General features: G+C 70.7%; 11 protein-coding genes. 6 read left to right on the top strand and 5 right to left on the bottom strand.

The window, feature by feature from the left end; all coding sequences use genetic code 11:
* Window position 1: 1 nt before the first annotated feature.
* Genes AB0I81_RS46685 through aceB form a run of 3 tightly spaced genes read right to left on the bottom strand, consistent with a single transcriptional unit; the run spans window position 2 to window position 4,176 of the window.
* Complete coding sequence (locus AB0I81_RS46685; RefSeq protein ID WP_360672202.1) at window positions 2–1,156, bottom strand: FAD-binding oxidoreductase; 1,155 nt, start codon at window positions 1,154–1,156, stop codon at window positions 2–4.
* Window positions 1,153–2,589, bottom strand: coding sequence for an FAD-linked oxidase C-terminal domain-containing protein (locus AB0I81_RS46680; RefSeq protein ID WP_360672199.1), 1,437 nt, complete (start codon window positions 2,587–2,589; stop codon window positions 1,153–1,155). Before AB0I81_RS46680 ends, AB0I81_RS46685 begins: the two co-directional genes overlap by 4 nt.
* A gap of 9 nt (window positions 2,590–2,598) precedes the next feature.
* Window positions 2,599–4,176, bottom strand: a complete 1,578-nt coding sequence (aceB, locus tag AB0I81_RS46675; RefSeq protein WP_360672196.1) for a malate synthase A — start codon at window positions 4,174–4,176, stop codon at window positions 2,599–2,601.
* Window positions 4,177–4,325: 149 nt separating this feature from the next.
* On the opposite strand from aceB, the gene AB0I81_RS46670 reads away from it, so the two are divergent.
* The 4 genes from AB0I81_RS46670 (at window position 4,326) to AB0I81_RS46655 (ending at window position 9,104) form a co-directional block, all read left to right on the top strand.
* Window positions 4,326–5,018: a DUF4097 family beta strand repeat-containing protein gene (locus AB0I81_RS46670; RefSeq protein ID WP_360672193.1), complete on the top strand. Its 693-nt coding sequence runs from the start codon at window positions 4,326–4,328 to the stop codon at window positions 5,016–5,018.
* A gap of 99 nt (window positions 5,019–5,117) precedes the next feature.
* Window positions 5,118–6,539 (top strand): GTPase HflX, encoded by a 1,422-nt coding sequence (gene hflX / locus AB0I81_RS46665; protein WP_360672191.1) that lies wholly within the window; start codon window positions 5,118–5,120, stop codon window positions 6,537–6,539.
* 548 nt (window positions 6,540–7,087) lie between these two features.
* Window positions 7,088–8,296 (top strand): imidazolonepropionase, encoded by a 1,209-nt coding sequence (hutI, locus tag AB0I81_RS46660; RefSeq protein WP_360672188.1) that lies wholly within the window; start codon window positions 7,088–7,090, stop codon window positions 8,294–8,296.
* A gap of 13 nt (window positions 8,297–8,309) precedes the next feature.
* A complete protein-coding gene (locus tag AB0I81_RS46655; protein WP_360672185.1) occupies window positions 8,310–9,104 on the top strand; it encodes a DegV family protein in 795 nt (264 codons plus the stop codon).
* A 40-nt stretch (window positions 9,105–9,144) separates the two neighbouring features.
* Here AB0I81_RS46655 and AB0I81_RS46650 read toward each other — a convergent pair whose 3' ends face one another.
* A complete protein-coding gene (locus AB0I81_RS46650) occupies window positions 9,145–9,855 on the bottom strand; it encodes a response regulator transcription factor (RefSeq protein WP_360672182.1) in 711 nt (236 codons plus the stop codon).
* The gene (locus AB0I81_RS46645; RefSeq protein WP_360672179.1) at window positions 9,837–11,045 is read right to left on the bottom strand and encodes a sensor domain-containing protein; all 1,209 of its coding nucleotides are present in this window, start codon (window positions 11,043–11,045) and stop codon (window positions 9,837–9,839) included. The genes AB0I81_RS46650 and AB0I81_RS46645 overlap by 19 nt, the downstream gene beginning before the upstream one ends.
* A 111-nt stretch (window positions 11,046–11,156) precedes the next feature.
* On the opposite strand from AB0I81_RS46645, the gene AB0I81_RS46640 reads away from it, so the two are divergent.
* Together AB0I81_RS46640 and AB0I81_RS46635 are read left to right on the top strand one after the other, a co-directional pair.
* Window positions 11,157–11,975, top strand: a complete 819-nt coding sequence (locus tag AB0I81_RS46640; protein WP_360672176.1) for an ABC transporter ATP-binding protein — start codon at window positions 11,157–11,159, stop codon at window positions 11,973–11,975.
* On the top strand, window positions 11,975–14,734 hold the full coding sequence (locus AB0I81_RS46635; RefSeq protein WP_360672174.1) for an FtsX-like permease family protein: 2,760 nt from the start codon (window positions 11,975–11,977) through the stop codon (window positions 14,732–14,734). Before AB0I81_RS46640 ends, AB0I81_RS46635 begins: the two co-directional genes overlap by 1 nt.
* The last annotated feature ends 711 nt before the right edge of the window (window positions 14,735–15,445 follow it).

Here is a 15,445-nt window from a genome sequence, read left to right as displayed (position 1 = left end):
GTCAGATGCCTCCCACGAACCGGCCGGGAGACATCCTGCGCCCGGGGTCGAACCGTTCCTTGACCCGCCGCATCAGCGGCAGCCCGCTCACCGGCCCCCACCGGTCGAGACCTTCGTAGGGCGCGGCGAGCACATGCGCCCGTGCCACCTCCCGCAGCCGGGTCAGCGTGGTGGCCACCTCGTCCCGCTCCATCTCCCGCCGCGCCTCCAAGAGCAACCGCCCGGACACGGCCGAGCCCCGCACCGACCAGCCGGCCGCCGCGTCGAGCACGTCTCCCAGATGCGAGGGGAGGAATCGCAGCTCGATGAGCACGTCGTCACTGTCGATCAGCCCCCACCACGACGGCTGCTCCACGCTCAGAGAACCCCGGCCGATCAGCTCGCGCAACGTCTCGGCCCTGGCCTCGGCCGCCGTGCCCTCCACCAGCGCGGCCAGCGTGACAGGGCCGGAGTCCGGCCGGTCCACCTCCACCGCGCTCGGCTCGGCCTGCGAGGCCGCCAGCGCCATCGCGACAGGCCCCACTTCGGCGGGGTCCAGATCAGCGACGACCCAGCGCCGTTCGGCGGGCAGCGGGTGCAGGCGGAACGTGGCCTCCGCGATGACGCCGAGCGTGCCGTACGAGCCGGTGAACAACTTGCCCAGGTCGTAGCCCGCGACGTTCTTGACCACCTTGCCGCCGGACTTGGCGACGGTCCCGTCGGGCAGCACGACGGTGATGCCGATGAGCAGGTCACGGGCGGTGCCGTAGCGGAACGAGCGCGGTCCCGGCAGCGCGGCGGCCAGCGTGCCGCCCACCGTCGCGTCCTCGGCGAACGGCACGTCGAGCGCCAGCTCCTGCCCCTTGCCCGCGAGCTCGCCGGCCAGCGCGTCCATGGTCACCCCGGGCTGTGCCCGTACCACCAGGTCGCCCGCGGCGTGTTCGAGCACCTCGTTCATGCAGCACAGGTCCAGGAGCACGTCGCAACGCTCGGGCGGCGGGCCCCAGTGCAGCTTCGTGCCGCCGCCCGCGGGCACCACGGCCAGATCCCGTTCGGCGCAGGCCCGCAGCACGGTCGCGATCTCCTCGACCGTCTCCGGCAGCGCGACCCAGCGGGGGAGCACGCCGCCGACGGCGTCGTCCTCGCCGGCCTGCCTGACCGTCACCCCGTCGATCAAAACTGCTCCGCCTTCCCCGACTCGACCAGCGGATGCACGCCCTTGCGCACGCCCGGCACCTCGCCGCACAGGCGCGGGGTGGGGAACACCTTGCCCGGGTTCGCCAGCCCCTGTGGGTCGAACGCGCACCGGACGAGCTGCATGGTGTCCAGGTCATCCTCGCCGAACATTTTCGGCATATATCGGGATTTATCCACCCCAACCCCGTGCTCGCCGGTGATCGAGCCGCCGTGCTCGATGCACAGATCGAGGATCGCGCCCGAGACCACCTCGGCCCGCTCGCCCGCTCCCGGCTCCGCGTCGTCGAACAACACCAGCGGATGCAGGTTCCCGTCACCGGCGTGGAAGACGTTGGCCACCCTGATGCCGTGCTCGGCCGAGAGCCGGTCGATGGCGGCCAGCACGGCGGGCAACGACGTGCGCGGGACCACGCCGTCCTGCACGATGTAGGCCGGGCTGATCCGCCCGACAGCGGCGAACGCCGACTTTCTGCCCTTCCAGATCGCCGCCCGCTCCTCGGCGCCGGCCGCCACCCGCAGCTCGAACGCGCCCGCGCAGATCTGTTCGAGCTGGGCGAACTGCTGCTCCACCTCGGCGGCGGGCCCGTCCAGCTCGACGATCAGCACCGCGCCCGCGCCCTCGGGATAGGAGCAGGCCACCGCGGCCTCCGCGGCCTCGATGGCAAGCGCGTCCATCATCTCGATCGCGGCCGGCACGATGCCCGCCCCGATGATCGCCGAGACCGCCTCCCCGCCCTGCTCGATGCTCTCGAACGCGGCCAGGACCGTGGTCACGGCCTGCGGCGCGCGCATCAGCCGTACCGTGATCGCGGTGGCGATGCCCAGCGTGCCCTCCGAGCCGATGAACGCGCCCAGCAGGTCGTAGCCGGGATCCATGCGGTCAAGGGTGACCAGGTCGCCGTCGGGGGTGACGATCTCGCAGGCTTCGACGTGGTTGACGGTGAAGCCGTACTTGAGGCAGTGGGCGCCGCCCGAGTTCTCCGCCACGTTGCCGCCGATCGAGCAGATCTGCTGGCTGGAGGGGTCGGGCGCGTAGTAGTAGCCCCGGTCGCGGACGGCCTCGGTGATGGCCAGGTTCGTGACCCCCGGCTCCACCACCGCCCGTCGGTTGTCCAGGTCGATCTCGCGGATCGCGCGCATCTTGGAGGTGACGATCAGCACGCCGTCCTCGCGGGGGAGCGCGCCCCCCGACAGGCCGGTGCCCGATCCTCTGGCCACGAAGGGCACGCCGTGCTCGTTGCACAGCCGTACCACCTGGGCGACCTGCTCGGCCGTGCCCGGGAGCACGACCACGCCGGGGGTCGCCCGGTGGTAGGTGAGGCCGTCGCACTCGTACGTACGCAGCCGTACGGGATCGGTGATCACCGAATCGTCCGGCAGCAACGAGCGCAGGGCCGCTGTGAGCGTCTCCATCTGGCTTTTCTACGGCATCTGGGCATAAGCCGGAAGAGTCAGGAACTCGGCGAAGTCGTCGTCCAGCGCCACTTCCTTGAACAACGTCACCGCCTGCCCGAACAGCTTCTCGTCGTAACCCGGCTCCATGGCGATCTTCGCCACCTCCTCGGTGATGATCTGCTCGACCAGCTCCTTGGTCACCTGGTGACCCGTGTCGGCCAGCGTGATGTCGTTGTGGATCCACTGCCAGATCTGCGAACGCGAGATCTCGGCAGTGGCCGCGTCCTCCATGAGGTTGTGGATCGCCACCGCGCCCAGCCCGCCCATCCAGGCGGCCAGGTAACGCAGCGCCACGTCCACGTTGTTGCGCAGGCCCGTGTCGGTGATCTCGCCCGGCGTCTCGGAGACGGCCAGCAACTCGGCGGCCGACACGCTGACCTCCTCGCGCAGCCGGTCGAGCTGGTTGGGCCGCGACCCGAGCACGCCGTCGAACACCTCACGGCAGATCGGCACCAGGTCCGGATGCGCCACCCACGACCCGTCAAACCCGTCGCCCGACTCGCGCGTCTTGTCCGCCCGCACCTTCTCCAGCGCCACCGCGTTGACCTCGGGGTCCCTGCGCGAGGGGATGAACGCCGCCATCCCGCCGATGGCGTGCGCGCCGCGCTTGTGGCAGGTGCGCACGAGCAGTTCGGTGTACGCGCGCATGAACGGCGCCGTCATCGTCACCGCGTTCCGCTCGGGCAGCAGGAATTCCCTGCCCCTGGTGCGGAACTTCTTGATCACGCTGAACAGGTAGTCCCAGCGGCCCGCGTTCAGCCCCGCCGAGTGGTCGCGCAGCTCGTAGAGGATCTCCTCCATCTCGAACGCCGCCGGGTAGGTCTCGATGAGCACGGTCGCCCTGATCGTCCCGTGCGGGATGCCGAGCAGCTCCTGGGCCCTGGTGAACACCTCGTTCCAGAGCCTGGCCTCCAGGTGGGACTCGATCTTGGGCAGGTAGAAGTAGGGGCCCTTGCCCTTGTCGATCTGCCGCTTGGCGCAGTGGAAGAAGTAGAGCCCGAAGTCGAACAGCGACCCCGAGACCGGCTGGCCGTCCACCGTGGCGTGCTTCTCGTCCAGGTGCCAGCCGCGCGGGCGCACCACGACCGTGGCCAGCTCCTCGTCGGGCTTGAGCGCGTACGCCTTGCCGCCGGTCTCGAAGTCGATCGTGCGGTCGAGCGCGTCGCGCAGGTTGAGATGCCCGGACACGCAGTTCTCCCACAGCGGGGAGTTGGCGTCCTCGAAGTCGGCCAGCCACACCTTGGCGCCGGAGTTGAGCGCGTTGATGGTCATCTTCTTGTCGACGGGCCCGGTGATCTCGACGCGGCGGTCCTCCAGGCCGGGGGCCGGGGGCGCGACCTGCCAGTCGCCCTGCCTGATCTCCTTCGTCCCGGGCAGGAAGTCGAGCAGGCCACCCGCCGACAGCTCGTCCTGGCGCGTCTGGCGGGCCCGCAGCAGCTCCAGCCGCCTGGCGCCGAACTCCCGCTGGAGGGCCGCCACGAATGCGAGCGCCTCCGGCGTGAGGATCTCGTCGAACCGGTCGAGCATCGGGCCGGTGATCTCCATCGGGACCTCTTCCTTTTCCGTAGAATGGAAAATAGGTTCTGGATTATGGAATTGAAATTACTCCCCCGGACTTCCAGGGTCAAAGGTGGGGGTTGCCATCCGGGGAATCCCCGATGTGGTCACGCGATTTCCGGGACATGATCGATCAGGTGAAGACGATTGCGATCTCGGGCGGCCTGCTGGCCTCCGCCCTCCTGCTGACCGGATGCGGCCTCGACAGCATGACCGGGCCGGGGAATGAGGACACGGTCTCGTACGAGGTGAGCGAAAAGGTCACCGCGCTGCGGCTTGAGACCGGCTCGGGCGACACCGTGATCACCGAGACTGACGGCGCCGCCGTACGCGTCGTCGAGACCCTTCACTGGCGCGGTGACAACAAGCCCAAGCCCGAACACCCGGTCAGGAACCAGACCCTGTCACTGGCCTACGAATGCCAGTCGGACTGGGGAAGCTGCAGCGTCAACTACAAGATCGAGGTGCCCAAGGGGCTCGCCGTCGACGTCGACAGCGGCTCGGGCGACCTCACGCTGAGGGACCTGTCCGGGTCGCTCAACGTGCAGATGGGCTCCGGCGATGTCGACTCGGCCGGGCTGGCGGGCAAGAAGGTGAGCGTGTACGCGGGGTCGGGGAACGTCGAGCTCAAGTACGTCTCCGCGCCCGAGGACGCCCGGGTGGAGACCGGCTCGGGGGACATCACGCTCAGGGTTCCCGACGACGGTTACGTCGTGAAGCCCGACACCGACTCCGGTGACGTCAGCGTCAAGATCAAGACGGACAACGCCGCGCCGCGCAAGATCTCTCTGACGGCGGGTTCCGGCGACGTGGCCGTCACGCCCGCTTGACAGTGTGTTGAGCTGCGTAGATAACCAGGTGATTGCGCTCGGGATGTCATGCCACCATCGTGGGAAGACACTGAGGTGTCCAGACGTTCCCTAATAGAGATGACACGTATGCACGAATACCCCGAGCTCGATCCGTTCGAGACCGGCGACATGGATCTTGAAGACCGCCAGGCGCTGCGCCGTGTGGCGGGCCTGTCCACCGAACTCCAGGATGTCTCCGAGGTCGAGTACCGGCAGCTGCGGCTCGAACGGGTCGTACTCGTCGGCGTCTGGACCTCCGGCACATCGGAAGACGCCGAGAATTCCCTACTCGAGCTCAAGCTCCTGGCCGAGACGGCCGGGTCGCAGGTGCTCGACGGGCTCATCCAGCGCAGGCAGAAGCCCGACCCGGCCACCTACATCGGCTCGGGCAAGGCGCTGGAGCTGCGCGACGTGGTCGAGTCGACCGGCGCCGACACCGTCATCTGCGACGGCGAACTGGCCCCCGGCCAGCTCCGCCAGCTCGAAGAGACGGTGAAGGTCAAGGTCATCGACCGTACGGCGCTGATCCTCGACATCTTCGCCCAGCACGCCAAGAGCCGCGAGGGCAAGGCCCAGGTCGAACTGGCCCAGCTCTCCTACCTGCTGCCGCGCCTGCGCGGCTGGGGTGGCAACCTGTCCAGGCAGGTCGGCGGTCGCGCCGCGGGCGGCGTCGGCATCGGCGGCCGTGGCCCCGGTGAGACCAAGATCGAGCTGGACCGCCGGCGCATCCGCGAGCGGATGTCCAAGCTGCGGCGCCAGATCAGCGGCATGTCCACCTCGCGTGAGACCATGCGGGGCAGGCGCCAGCGGCGCGAGGTCCCGGCCGTGGCCATCGCCGGCTACACCAACGCGGGCAAGTCCTCGCTGCTCAACCGCGTCACCGGCGCGGGCGTGCTGGTGGAGGACGCGCTGTTCGCCACCCTCGACCCGACCGTGCGCAAGGCGCGCACGCCGGAGGGCAGGCTGTTCACGATCGCCGACACCGTCGGCTTCGTCCGGCACCTGCCGCACCAGCTCGTCGAGGCGTTCCGCTCCACGCTGGAGGAGGTCGCGGACTCCGACCTGATCCTGCACGTGGTGGACGGCTCGCACCCCGACCCCGAGGGGCAGATCGCGGCGGTGCGCGAGGTGCTGGCCGACATCGAGGGCGCCTCCGACATCCCCGAGATCATCGTGGTCAACAAGGCCGACGCGGCCGGCCAGGACGTGATCGACCGCCTCACCAGGAGCGAACGCGACAGCATCGTGGTGTCGGCGCGGACGGGCAAGGGCATTCCCGAGCTGATGGCGCTCATCGAGGAGCGGCTGCCGCGGCTGGACCACGAGGTGCACCTGCTGGTGCCGTACGACAGGGGTGACCTGGTCTCGCGGGTCCACAAGGAGGGCGAGGTGCTCTCGGTGGAACACGCGGAGGACGGGACGATCCTGCACGCGCGGGTGCCCACCAGCCTCTCGCAGGAGTTGCTGCGGGCCGGCAAGCCGGTGGAACGGGTCTTCTGACCTGCTTTTTGAGGGATGCCGACCGGCCGCTTTTCGGCGGCCGGTCGGCGTTTGGATCGGTGTAATCTTTGAAATGTCACACTTTCTTCACTGCATCCTCACTCACCGGTACGGCGGGGCGGTACTCGCCTCAAAGAGCGCAGACCTGCCCAAAAGCGGCAGTGGTCCCTGAACCCCGGGATTGCTAGGATTGGCCAGACCTAACGTTGGTCTGCCTTTTGGGTTGGGTTCTAGGTTTCAGATGATGACTGCTGGTGCCGAAGTCGTCAGCGAGGGCCGTGGGGACGAGACAGGGCTGCGTGATGGTTGGGATCAGTGGTCTTTCTTCCGAATAACCCTGTACAGCAGCCCGACATGTGAAATAACGTAACTGAACTGAAATCGCCGGATCATGCCTCCGGCGATACGGTCACACCGCACAACTTCGTTGCGGACAAGAGCAGGAGACCCCCCATGTCGTCCGGACCCGGAGCGGACTCAGTGGGCGCGGCACAGGCCGTGCACTGCGTTCTGCTTCCATGCAGGGGGTCATGCTGGGTGGTGATGCGGTGACCGTCCGACTCTTGACCAACATCGGCCGCCTCTGGACCGGGAACGAGGTCCTCAGCAACGCCGCCATCCTCGTGCACAACGACCGCATCGCCTGGGTCGGCCGCGCTCCGGACCTGCCGCAGAGCGTGCCCGGCGTGGTCGATGACATCGTCGACGTCGACCATGTCGAAAACCTGGGCGGCGCGCTGGTCACGCCCGGCCTCATCGACGCCCACACGCACCCGGTCTACGCCGGCAACCGCTACGCCGAGCTGGCCATCCGCACCGGGGGCTCCACCTCCGCCTCGATCACCGCGGCGGGCGGCGGCGTGGGCTCCACGGTCACCGTGACCCGCGGCACCGACCCGTGGACGCTGTGCAACGGCGTACGCGAGCGGCTGCGCGGCTGGTTGCTGAGCGGCACCACGACCGTCGAGGCCAAGACCGGCTACCACCTCACCCGCGACGGCGAGCTCGCCGACGTGCGGCTCCTGCGCGAGCTGGAGAAGGAGCCGATGATGCCGCGGGTGCACGTCACGTTCCTCGCGGCGCACGTGGTCCCGCCGGAATACTTCGGCAGGCAGCGCGAATACGTCGAGGCCGTGGGCGCCTGGTGCGCCGACGCGGCCGCCGCCGGCGCCGACAGCGTGGACGTCTACTGCGACGAGGGCCACTTCACCACCGAGGAGTCCCGCTGGGTCCTCGCCTCCGGCCGTAACGTCGGCCTGCTGCCGCGCATCCACTCCGGCATCTACAGCCGCCGTGGTGCCGTCCAGCTCGCCGCCGAGCTCGGCTGCGCCTCCGCCGACGGGCTGCACCACATGTCCGACGAGGACATCGCGATCATGTCCCGCTACGGCGTGCCCGCCGTCGTCTGCCCCGCCACCGCGCTGCAGCGCGGTCACCTTCCGCCGGTCCGCCAGATGATCAAGCACGGCGTGCAGATCGCCCTCGGCAGCGACCACAACCCCGGCTACTGCGGCATCACCTCGATGTCCCTGGTCATCGCCATGGCGGTGTCGGCGTTCGGGATGAGCGTCAACGACGCCCTGCGCGCGGCCACGCTCGGTGGCGCCACCGTGCTGGGGGCTCCCGACCGCGGTGTTCTCGCTCCCGGCCGGCTCGCCGACATCGTGCAGTGGGATGCCGACCACGAGGGCGCCTTCGCCTGGTCGTTCGGTCTCAAGCCGCGGCGGGTGTGGCGGGGTGGAACACCCGTTCAGTAGCTAATCTCGGGATATGTCGCCCTCGGTTGCTGTTGTTACGGATTCAACCGCTTATCTGGGTTCTGTGCCTGGGGTGGCCATGGTGCCCGTACAGGTGGGTGGCACCGACGAGGGCTCCTTCGCCGGAGACCTCGCCTCCGCCACCACCTCCCGCCCGTCGCCGGCCCGGTTCGCCTCCTGCTACGCGGACCTGGCCGCCGCCGGCGCCACGGCCATCGTCTCCATCCACCTCTCGGGCGAACTGTCGGGCACGATCGAGTCCGCCAGGAGCGCCGCCCTCGACGCGGCCGTACCCGTGGAGGTCATTGACAGCCGCTCGATCGCGATGGGCCTGGGCTTTCCCGTCCTGGACGCCGCCCGCGCCGCCCTGGCCGGGGCGTCGCCCGGTGAGGTGGCGGCTGCCGCCCGCCGTGGCATGCGGTCCACGCGGACGTTCTTCTACGTGGACACCCTCGACTACCTCCGCCGCGGCGGCCGCATCGGCGCGGCGGCCTCCCTCGTCGGCTCCGCCCTCATGATCAAGCCGCTGCTGCACCTCGTGGACGGCCGCATCTCCCTCCTGGAGAAGGTACGCACGGCCGCCCGCGCCATCGCTCGCCTTGAGGATCTGGCGGTACGGGCGGCGGGGGAGGGGGCCGTGGAGGTGGCGGTGCAGCACCTCGGGGCGCGGGAGCGGGCCGAGGAACTGGCGGAGCGGCTGCCGAAGCGGCTGCCCGGACTGAGGGAGTCGCGGGTGGTGGAGGTGGGCACCGTGATCGGGGTCCACGTGGGTCCCGGCATGCTGGGCCTGACCGTCACCCAGCGGTAGGGACCTGACCGTCACTCAGTGGTAGGGACCTGACGGTCGCTCAGCGGTGGGGACCTGACCGTCGCTCAGAGGTAGGGATCGGCGGCGGAACGGCCTCGGAACGGCCTCTGAGGTAGGCGAGGACGGCGAGGACGCGGCGGTGGTCGTCCCCGGCCGGGGGCAGGTCGAGCTTGGTGAGGATGCTGGCGATGTGCTTGGACACCGCCGCCTCGGTGACCACCAGCACGCGGGCGATGGCGGCGTTGGAGCGGCCCTCCGCGATCAGGCCGAGTACCTCACGTTCGCGCGGGGTCAGCCGGGACAGTGGCCCGCGTCGGCGGCTGAGCAGTTGCCGCACCACCTCGGGGTCCACGACCGTACGCCCCGCGGCGACCCGTTCCACCGCGTCCACGAACTCCCGTACGTCGCCGATGCGGTCTTTGAGCAGGTAGCCGATGCCCGCGCCGCCGTCGGAGTCGAGCAGTTCCGCCGCGTAGGTCTGCTCGACGTACTGGCTCAGCACCAGGACGGCGAGCCCCTGGTGGGAGGCGCGCAGCGTGAGCGCGGCGCGCAGCCCCTCGTCGGTGAAGCCGGGCGGCATGCGCACGTCGGCGACGACGATGTCGGGCCCGTGCTCGGCCACGGCGGCGATCAGCGCCTCGCCGTCGCCGACCGAGGCGACGACCTCGTGCCCGAACCGGTCGAGCAGCCCGGCGAGCCCCTCGCGGAGCAGCACGTCGTCCTCGGCGAGGGCTATCCGGAGACGGGACATGGGATCTCCACACGTAGGGTCGTCGGCCCGCCGGCCGGGCTGGACAGGGTCATCATGCCGTCCGTCACGGCGAGCCGGTCGGCCAGCCCCGCCAGGCCGGACCCGGCCGCCGGGTCCGCGCCGCCCACCCCGTCGTCGCCGATCTCCAGCACGAGCGTGTCGTCGTGGTGCCGGCCGTACACGAAACCGCGTTCTGCCCGGCTGTGCTTGGCGATGTTCGCCAGCGCCTCCGACACGACGTAGTAGGCGGTCACCTCGATCGCGGTCGGCAACCGGCCGGGCAGCGTGACGTCCACGTCCACGGGGACGGGCGAGCGGCCCGCCACGTCGCGTACGGCCGCCCCGAGCCCCCGATCGGTGAGCACCTGGGGATGGACGCCCCTGATCAGCTCGCGCAACTCGGCCAGCGCGCGTTTGGCCTCCTCGTGCGCCTCCGCGACCTGTACCTCGGCGGGTGAGCCCGGCGGCAGGTCGAGCCGGGCCAGGCCGAGCCTCATGCTGAGGGACACCAGCCGCTGCTGGGCGCCGTCGTGCAGGTCGCGCTCGATCCGGCGGCGTTCGGCCTCGAACGCGTCGACCAGGCGGGCGCGGGAACGGATGATCTCCGCGTCGCCCGGCGCGAGGATGGCCCGCGCGATCAACGCCCGGGTGCCCGCCCACGCGGCCATCAGGTAGGCGAAGAGCGGGAACAGCAGCAACCCGGCGGCGAACAGCGGCAGGCCCTCCACCCAGTCGATGCTCGGCTGGAACGGCCCCGACATCAGCAGCAGCGGCAGCCAGAACGCCGACGAGACCATGCCGAGGTCCATCCACCACATCACGGACACCGTGACGACCGTGAACCCCAGCTCCCGCCAGGTCGCCTGCTCCCGCATGCGGGTGGCGAACCAGGCCCGCGCACCTGGCCGCGGCGGCCTCACGTGCGGATCGCCCGCGGGCACCCGGTCCACCAGCCGCAGCCGCCACCGCTCGAACGCCGCCGCCGGCAGGGCGAGCACGGCCAGGGCGAGCAGCGCCGCCACGGTCGCGGCCCCGACGCCGTAGGCGTAGGCCCCGTAGATGAACCCGCAGGCGATCACCGCGTGCGGCACGCTGCCCAGCAGGTAGGCCAGCGAACGCCAAGGCCACGACGAGCGGAGGAACGCCGACGGCCTGCGGGTCATCGCCGACAGGGCGGTACGGGCGAGCACGCACCGACGTTAACCGATCCCGGTGCGCGGGCGCGGTAGTGCTGGGTATACCCCCTTCTCTCGCCTCTGCGCCAATGCGGTGGCAGGGGGCGGGCGGCTTTTCTGGACCGCATGCACTCAACAGGCACCGCGGACGGCCGGGACCGCCCGCCCCAGGTGATGGATCATCCGGAGACCGTGCGGCTGGAGGCGGTGGAGCGCCTGTACGGTACGGCGGCTCATCCGGTGAAGGCCCTGGACGGGGTGAGCGCCAGCTTCCACGCGGGCACGCTGACAGCGATCATGGGCCCGTCCGGATCAGGCAAATCCACCCTGCTGCACTGCGCGGCGGGCCTGGACCGGCCGACCGGCGGCACGGTCGTCATCGACGGCACCGACCTCGGTTCGCTGAGCGAGAACGGCCTGACCCTGCTGCGTCGCGAGCGCGTGGGCTTCGTCTTCCAGGCGTTCAACCTGGTCTCCGCGCTCACCGCCGAGCAGAACGTGGCCCTGCCACTTCGCCTGGCCGGCCGCGCCGCCCCGCCGGGACTGATCCGCGCGGCGCTGGCGGAGGTCGGCCTCGCGGAGCGGGCCGGACATCGGCCCAGCGGCCTGTCCGGGGGCGAGCAGCAGCGCGTGGCCATCGCCAGGGCGCTGATCACCAAGCCCGCCGTGGTGTTCGCCGACGAGCCGACAGGACAACTCGACACCAGGGCGTCGCGCCAGGTCCTCGGCATGCTGCGCGGGCTGGTGGACGACCACGGACAGACCATGATCATGGTGACGCACGACCCGGTGACGGCCTCGTACGCCGACCGGGTGCTCTTCCTCGCCGACGGGCGCGTGGTGGACGAGTACACCGGCAAGATCTCCGCCCCTGACGGCCGGCCCGGCACCGTGACCGCCGAACTCGTCGCCGCCCGGATGGCGGCCCTGGAGGGCGCGCCGTGATGACCTTCGCGACGGTACGGGAGCGGTGGGCCTCCTTCGCCGGAGGATTCGTCGTGTTGTTCCTCGGCATGGCGATGGTGTCGATGAGCGTTCTGGCGCTGGCCTCGGCCGGGGCGAGGGTGCCGGTCCGGCTGGCGGGGACGGAGGTGTTCGTCTCGGTGCCCATGGCGGAGCGTGACGACGGCAGTTTCGCCCCGGATCGTCCGTGGTCGCAGGAGACGGTCGCGTCGCTTCGGGAACGGCTGGGTGCGATCGCGGGGGTGGCGCAGGCCGTACCGGATCGCATGTTCTACGCACAGCCGGTCATTCAGGGCAGACCGGCGACGGACAGCCAGGGGTATGCGTGGTCGGCGGCGAGGCTGGCGCCGTACACGCTCACGGCGGGGGCCGCGCCACGGGAAGGGGAAGTGGCGCTGGACCGGTCGCTGGGGCTCGCGCCCGGGGCTCGGGTGTCCGTGCTGACCGTGTACGGACCGGTGACGTACACGGTGTCCGGCACCGTGAACGGGCCCGGCGTCTACCTGAGCGACGCCGATGCGGCCCGCCTCTCGGCCGGGGTGCGCGCGATCGGCCTGGTCACCGAGCCGGGCGCGGACGTCGCCGCCGTCGCCGCGGCGGCACGGGCGGCGGCCGGCACCTCCGGCGTGGTGCACACTGGGGAGGGGCGCAGCGCACTGGAGACGCGCGAGCACGAGCGGACCCGCTGGATCGGCCTGCAGGTGCTCACCGGTATGGCCGTGTTGTCCGCGTTCGTATCGATCCTGGTGGTGGGTTCGACGTTCGCGGTGGGGGTGGCGCAGCGGCGCCGCGAGTTCGGGCTGCTGCGCGCCGTCGGCGCGACGCCGCGTCAGGTGCGGCGGATGGTGTACGGCGAGGCGCTGGTGGTCGGGGTCGCCGCGACTTCGGCGGGAGTCATGGCCGGCGCGCTGCTCGCTCCCGTGCTGGGCGACCTGCTGATCACGGTCGGCTTCGAGCCGCCGGGCTTCGCGGTGCGGTTGTCGCCGTTGCCGCTCGCGGGCTCGTTCGCGGTGGGCGTGATCGTCACGCTGGCGGGCGTGTGGTCGGCGTCGCGACGGGCCGCGCGGGTGCGCCCGCTGGAGGCGCTGCGCGAGGCCGAGGTGGACGACCGTCCGATGCCGCTCGTGCGGTGGCTCGCCGGGGCGGCGTGCTGCGCGCTGGGCCTGGCGGCCGCTCTTGACGCTGCCCTCTCGGACGGCTCCGACTCGTTCGTGATGTCGGGCCTGGTCGCGGCGATGGGGGTGATCGCCGGGCTGGCGGTGCTGTCTCCCGCGATCGTGCCGCCGGTGGCGCGACTGGTGTCGTGGCCGCTCGCCCGGGGCCGCGGCGCGACCGGGATGCTCATTCGGGAGAACGCGCTGACCGCCGTCCGCCGTACCGCGGCCACCGCCACGCCGGTGCTGATCACGGTGGGGTGCGCGGTGCTGATCACGGGGATGGTGCAGACGACCGCGGCGGCCTTCGCGGAGGTACGCGCCGCCACGATCCGGGCGGACGCGGTGATCGTCCCGGACGGCACACCCGGACTGACGGACGCGGCCGCGTCGGCGGGCGGCGCCGAGTCGTCCCTGTTCAGCGCCCTGTTCGAGGCAGACGGTGGCGCTTTGAGCGTCATCGGCGCCACTCCGGAACTGCTGGAGAGGGAGGGTGACGTTCAGGTGGTTTCCGGGTCGCTCGACGCGCTTCTGAGTGAGGATCGGGTGCTGGTGGCGGACTGGCTGGCTGAGTCGCGTGGGTTGCGGCCGGGTTCGGTATTGCCGGTGTCCTTCGAGGACGGCACTTCCGTGTCGTTGACGGTGGACGGGGTGATCCGGGAGGCGGACGCCGACGTGCTGCTCTCCCGGAAACTCCTCAGAAACCACGACCCGGTGACCCTGGCCGACAAGGCGTATGTCCTGCGGAGTCCGGCTGGGGAAGCGGACCTGGAAGGTGCTCCGGCTGGGAGGTCGGACGTCACTGCTGAGGGAGCGGACCTGGAGAGTGCTGCTGCTGGGGAGGCGGGCGTTTCTGCCAAGGGAGCGGACCTGGAGGGGGCTCCGGCTGGGGAAGCGGGCATCCCTGCCGAGCGAGCGGACCTGGAGAGTGCTGCTGCTGGGGAGACGGATGTTTCTGCTGAGGGAGCGGACCTGGAGGGGGCTCCGGCCGGGAAGGCGGATGTCCCTGCTGAGAGAGTGGATCTGGAGAGCGCTCCTGCCCAGGAGGCAAGCATCCCTGCTGAAAGGGCGAATGTCGTGGGCGCCGGTGCTCAGGAGGTGCATGCCGTGGCTGCTATCGCGCCACCCGGCCCCGGTGCGCGGGTGGTGGACCTGGCCACCTACTCTGCGGAGGCGGACGCCGAGGAGGACCGGCTGGTGTGGATCGCCACCGTGCTCCTCGTCATTGTGTCCACGGCCTACGCGGGCGTGGCGATCGTCAACACGATGGTGATGTCGGCGGCCGGGCGGGCCCGCGACCTCGCGGTGCTGCGCCTGTCCGGGGCGACGGGCCGGCAGGTACTCGGGACCGTGGCGGCCGAGGCGGTGCTTGTGGTGCTGCTCGGGGCCGGGCTGGGGCTCGTGGTGGCGTTGCCCGCGCTGCTGGGCATGCGACGCGCCTTCGCCACTGCCATGCAGGCCGACGTTCCCCTTGTGGTGCCGTGGCCACTCATCTCGGGCGTGATCGCCGCCTGCCTGGTCCTCGCCGCCTGCGCCGCCGCACTCGCGGCACGCCCTGCCGTACGGTCCGCCGTAGGACGGACGTAGGACGGACGCGGGCGGGAGCGCGACTGGTCCGGACGGGAGTGAGGCTGGTCCGGACGGGGGTGAGTCGGGCCTGGGCGAGCGTGTGTCGAGTGGAGGGGGAGCAAGGCGCTGACCACGTCAGCGCCTCACAATCGTGCCGCCCACGAAGTCCGCTCCCGCACCGTCCCTCCCGCACCGTCCGGTCCTGCACCGTCCGGTCCTGCACCGTCCGGTCCTGCACCGTCCGCTCCCAAGCCGCAGCTGCCTACGCCGCCCGGCAAAGAGGAAAGACTTACCGGAACAGCGCGCCGTTATCCACAGCCATAGCGCCTGCTTCGCCCTTCATCCCCAGAACACCGTTCGGCTCCACCGCTGCGCACCCCACCCCGTACGTTCTCGGTCGTGCGAACCCCCGATCCCACGGCAGAGCGAGCCATAGCCGAATCCCGGCTACGGTCGATCACCGCCCCTGCCCGCCTCCGCCTCCCCCGCCGACCACCCTGGGGCACAACAACGGTGACCGCAGCCCGGGAAGGACGCCCCAACACTCCACCGAACCGCCGCAACTCCTCTTCGAAACCACGGGAACACCACCACAGCCTCCCCACCCCTCAAGAGACACCACCGCACGAGCCCATTCCCCACACCCCGCCAGAGACCGAACAACAGCCACCCCAGCCACCACCGCAGCCACTTCAGCCACCCCAAGCACTCCAGCCACCCCAACCACCC

It is taken from the genome of Nonomuraea sp. NPDC050404 (genome assembly GCF_040655495.1).
In the GTDB taxonomy this organism is placed as follows: Bacteria; Actinomycetota; Actinomycetes; order Streptosporangiales; family Streptosporangiaceae; genus Nonomuraea.
The sequence above is the reverse complement of the archived record's forward strand: the minus strand, read 5'-3'. Positions and strand labels throughout refer to the sequence as shown.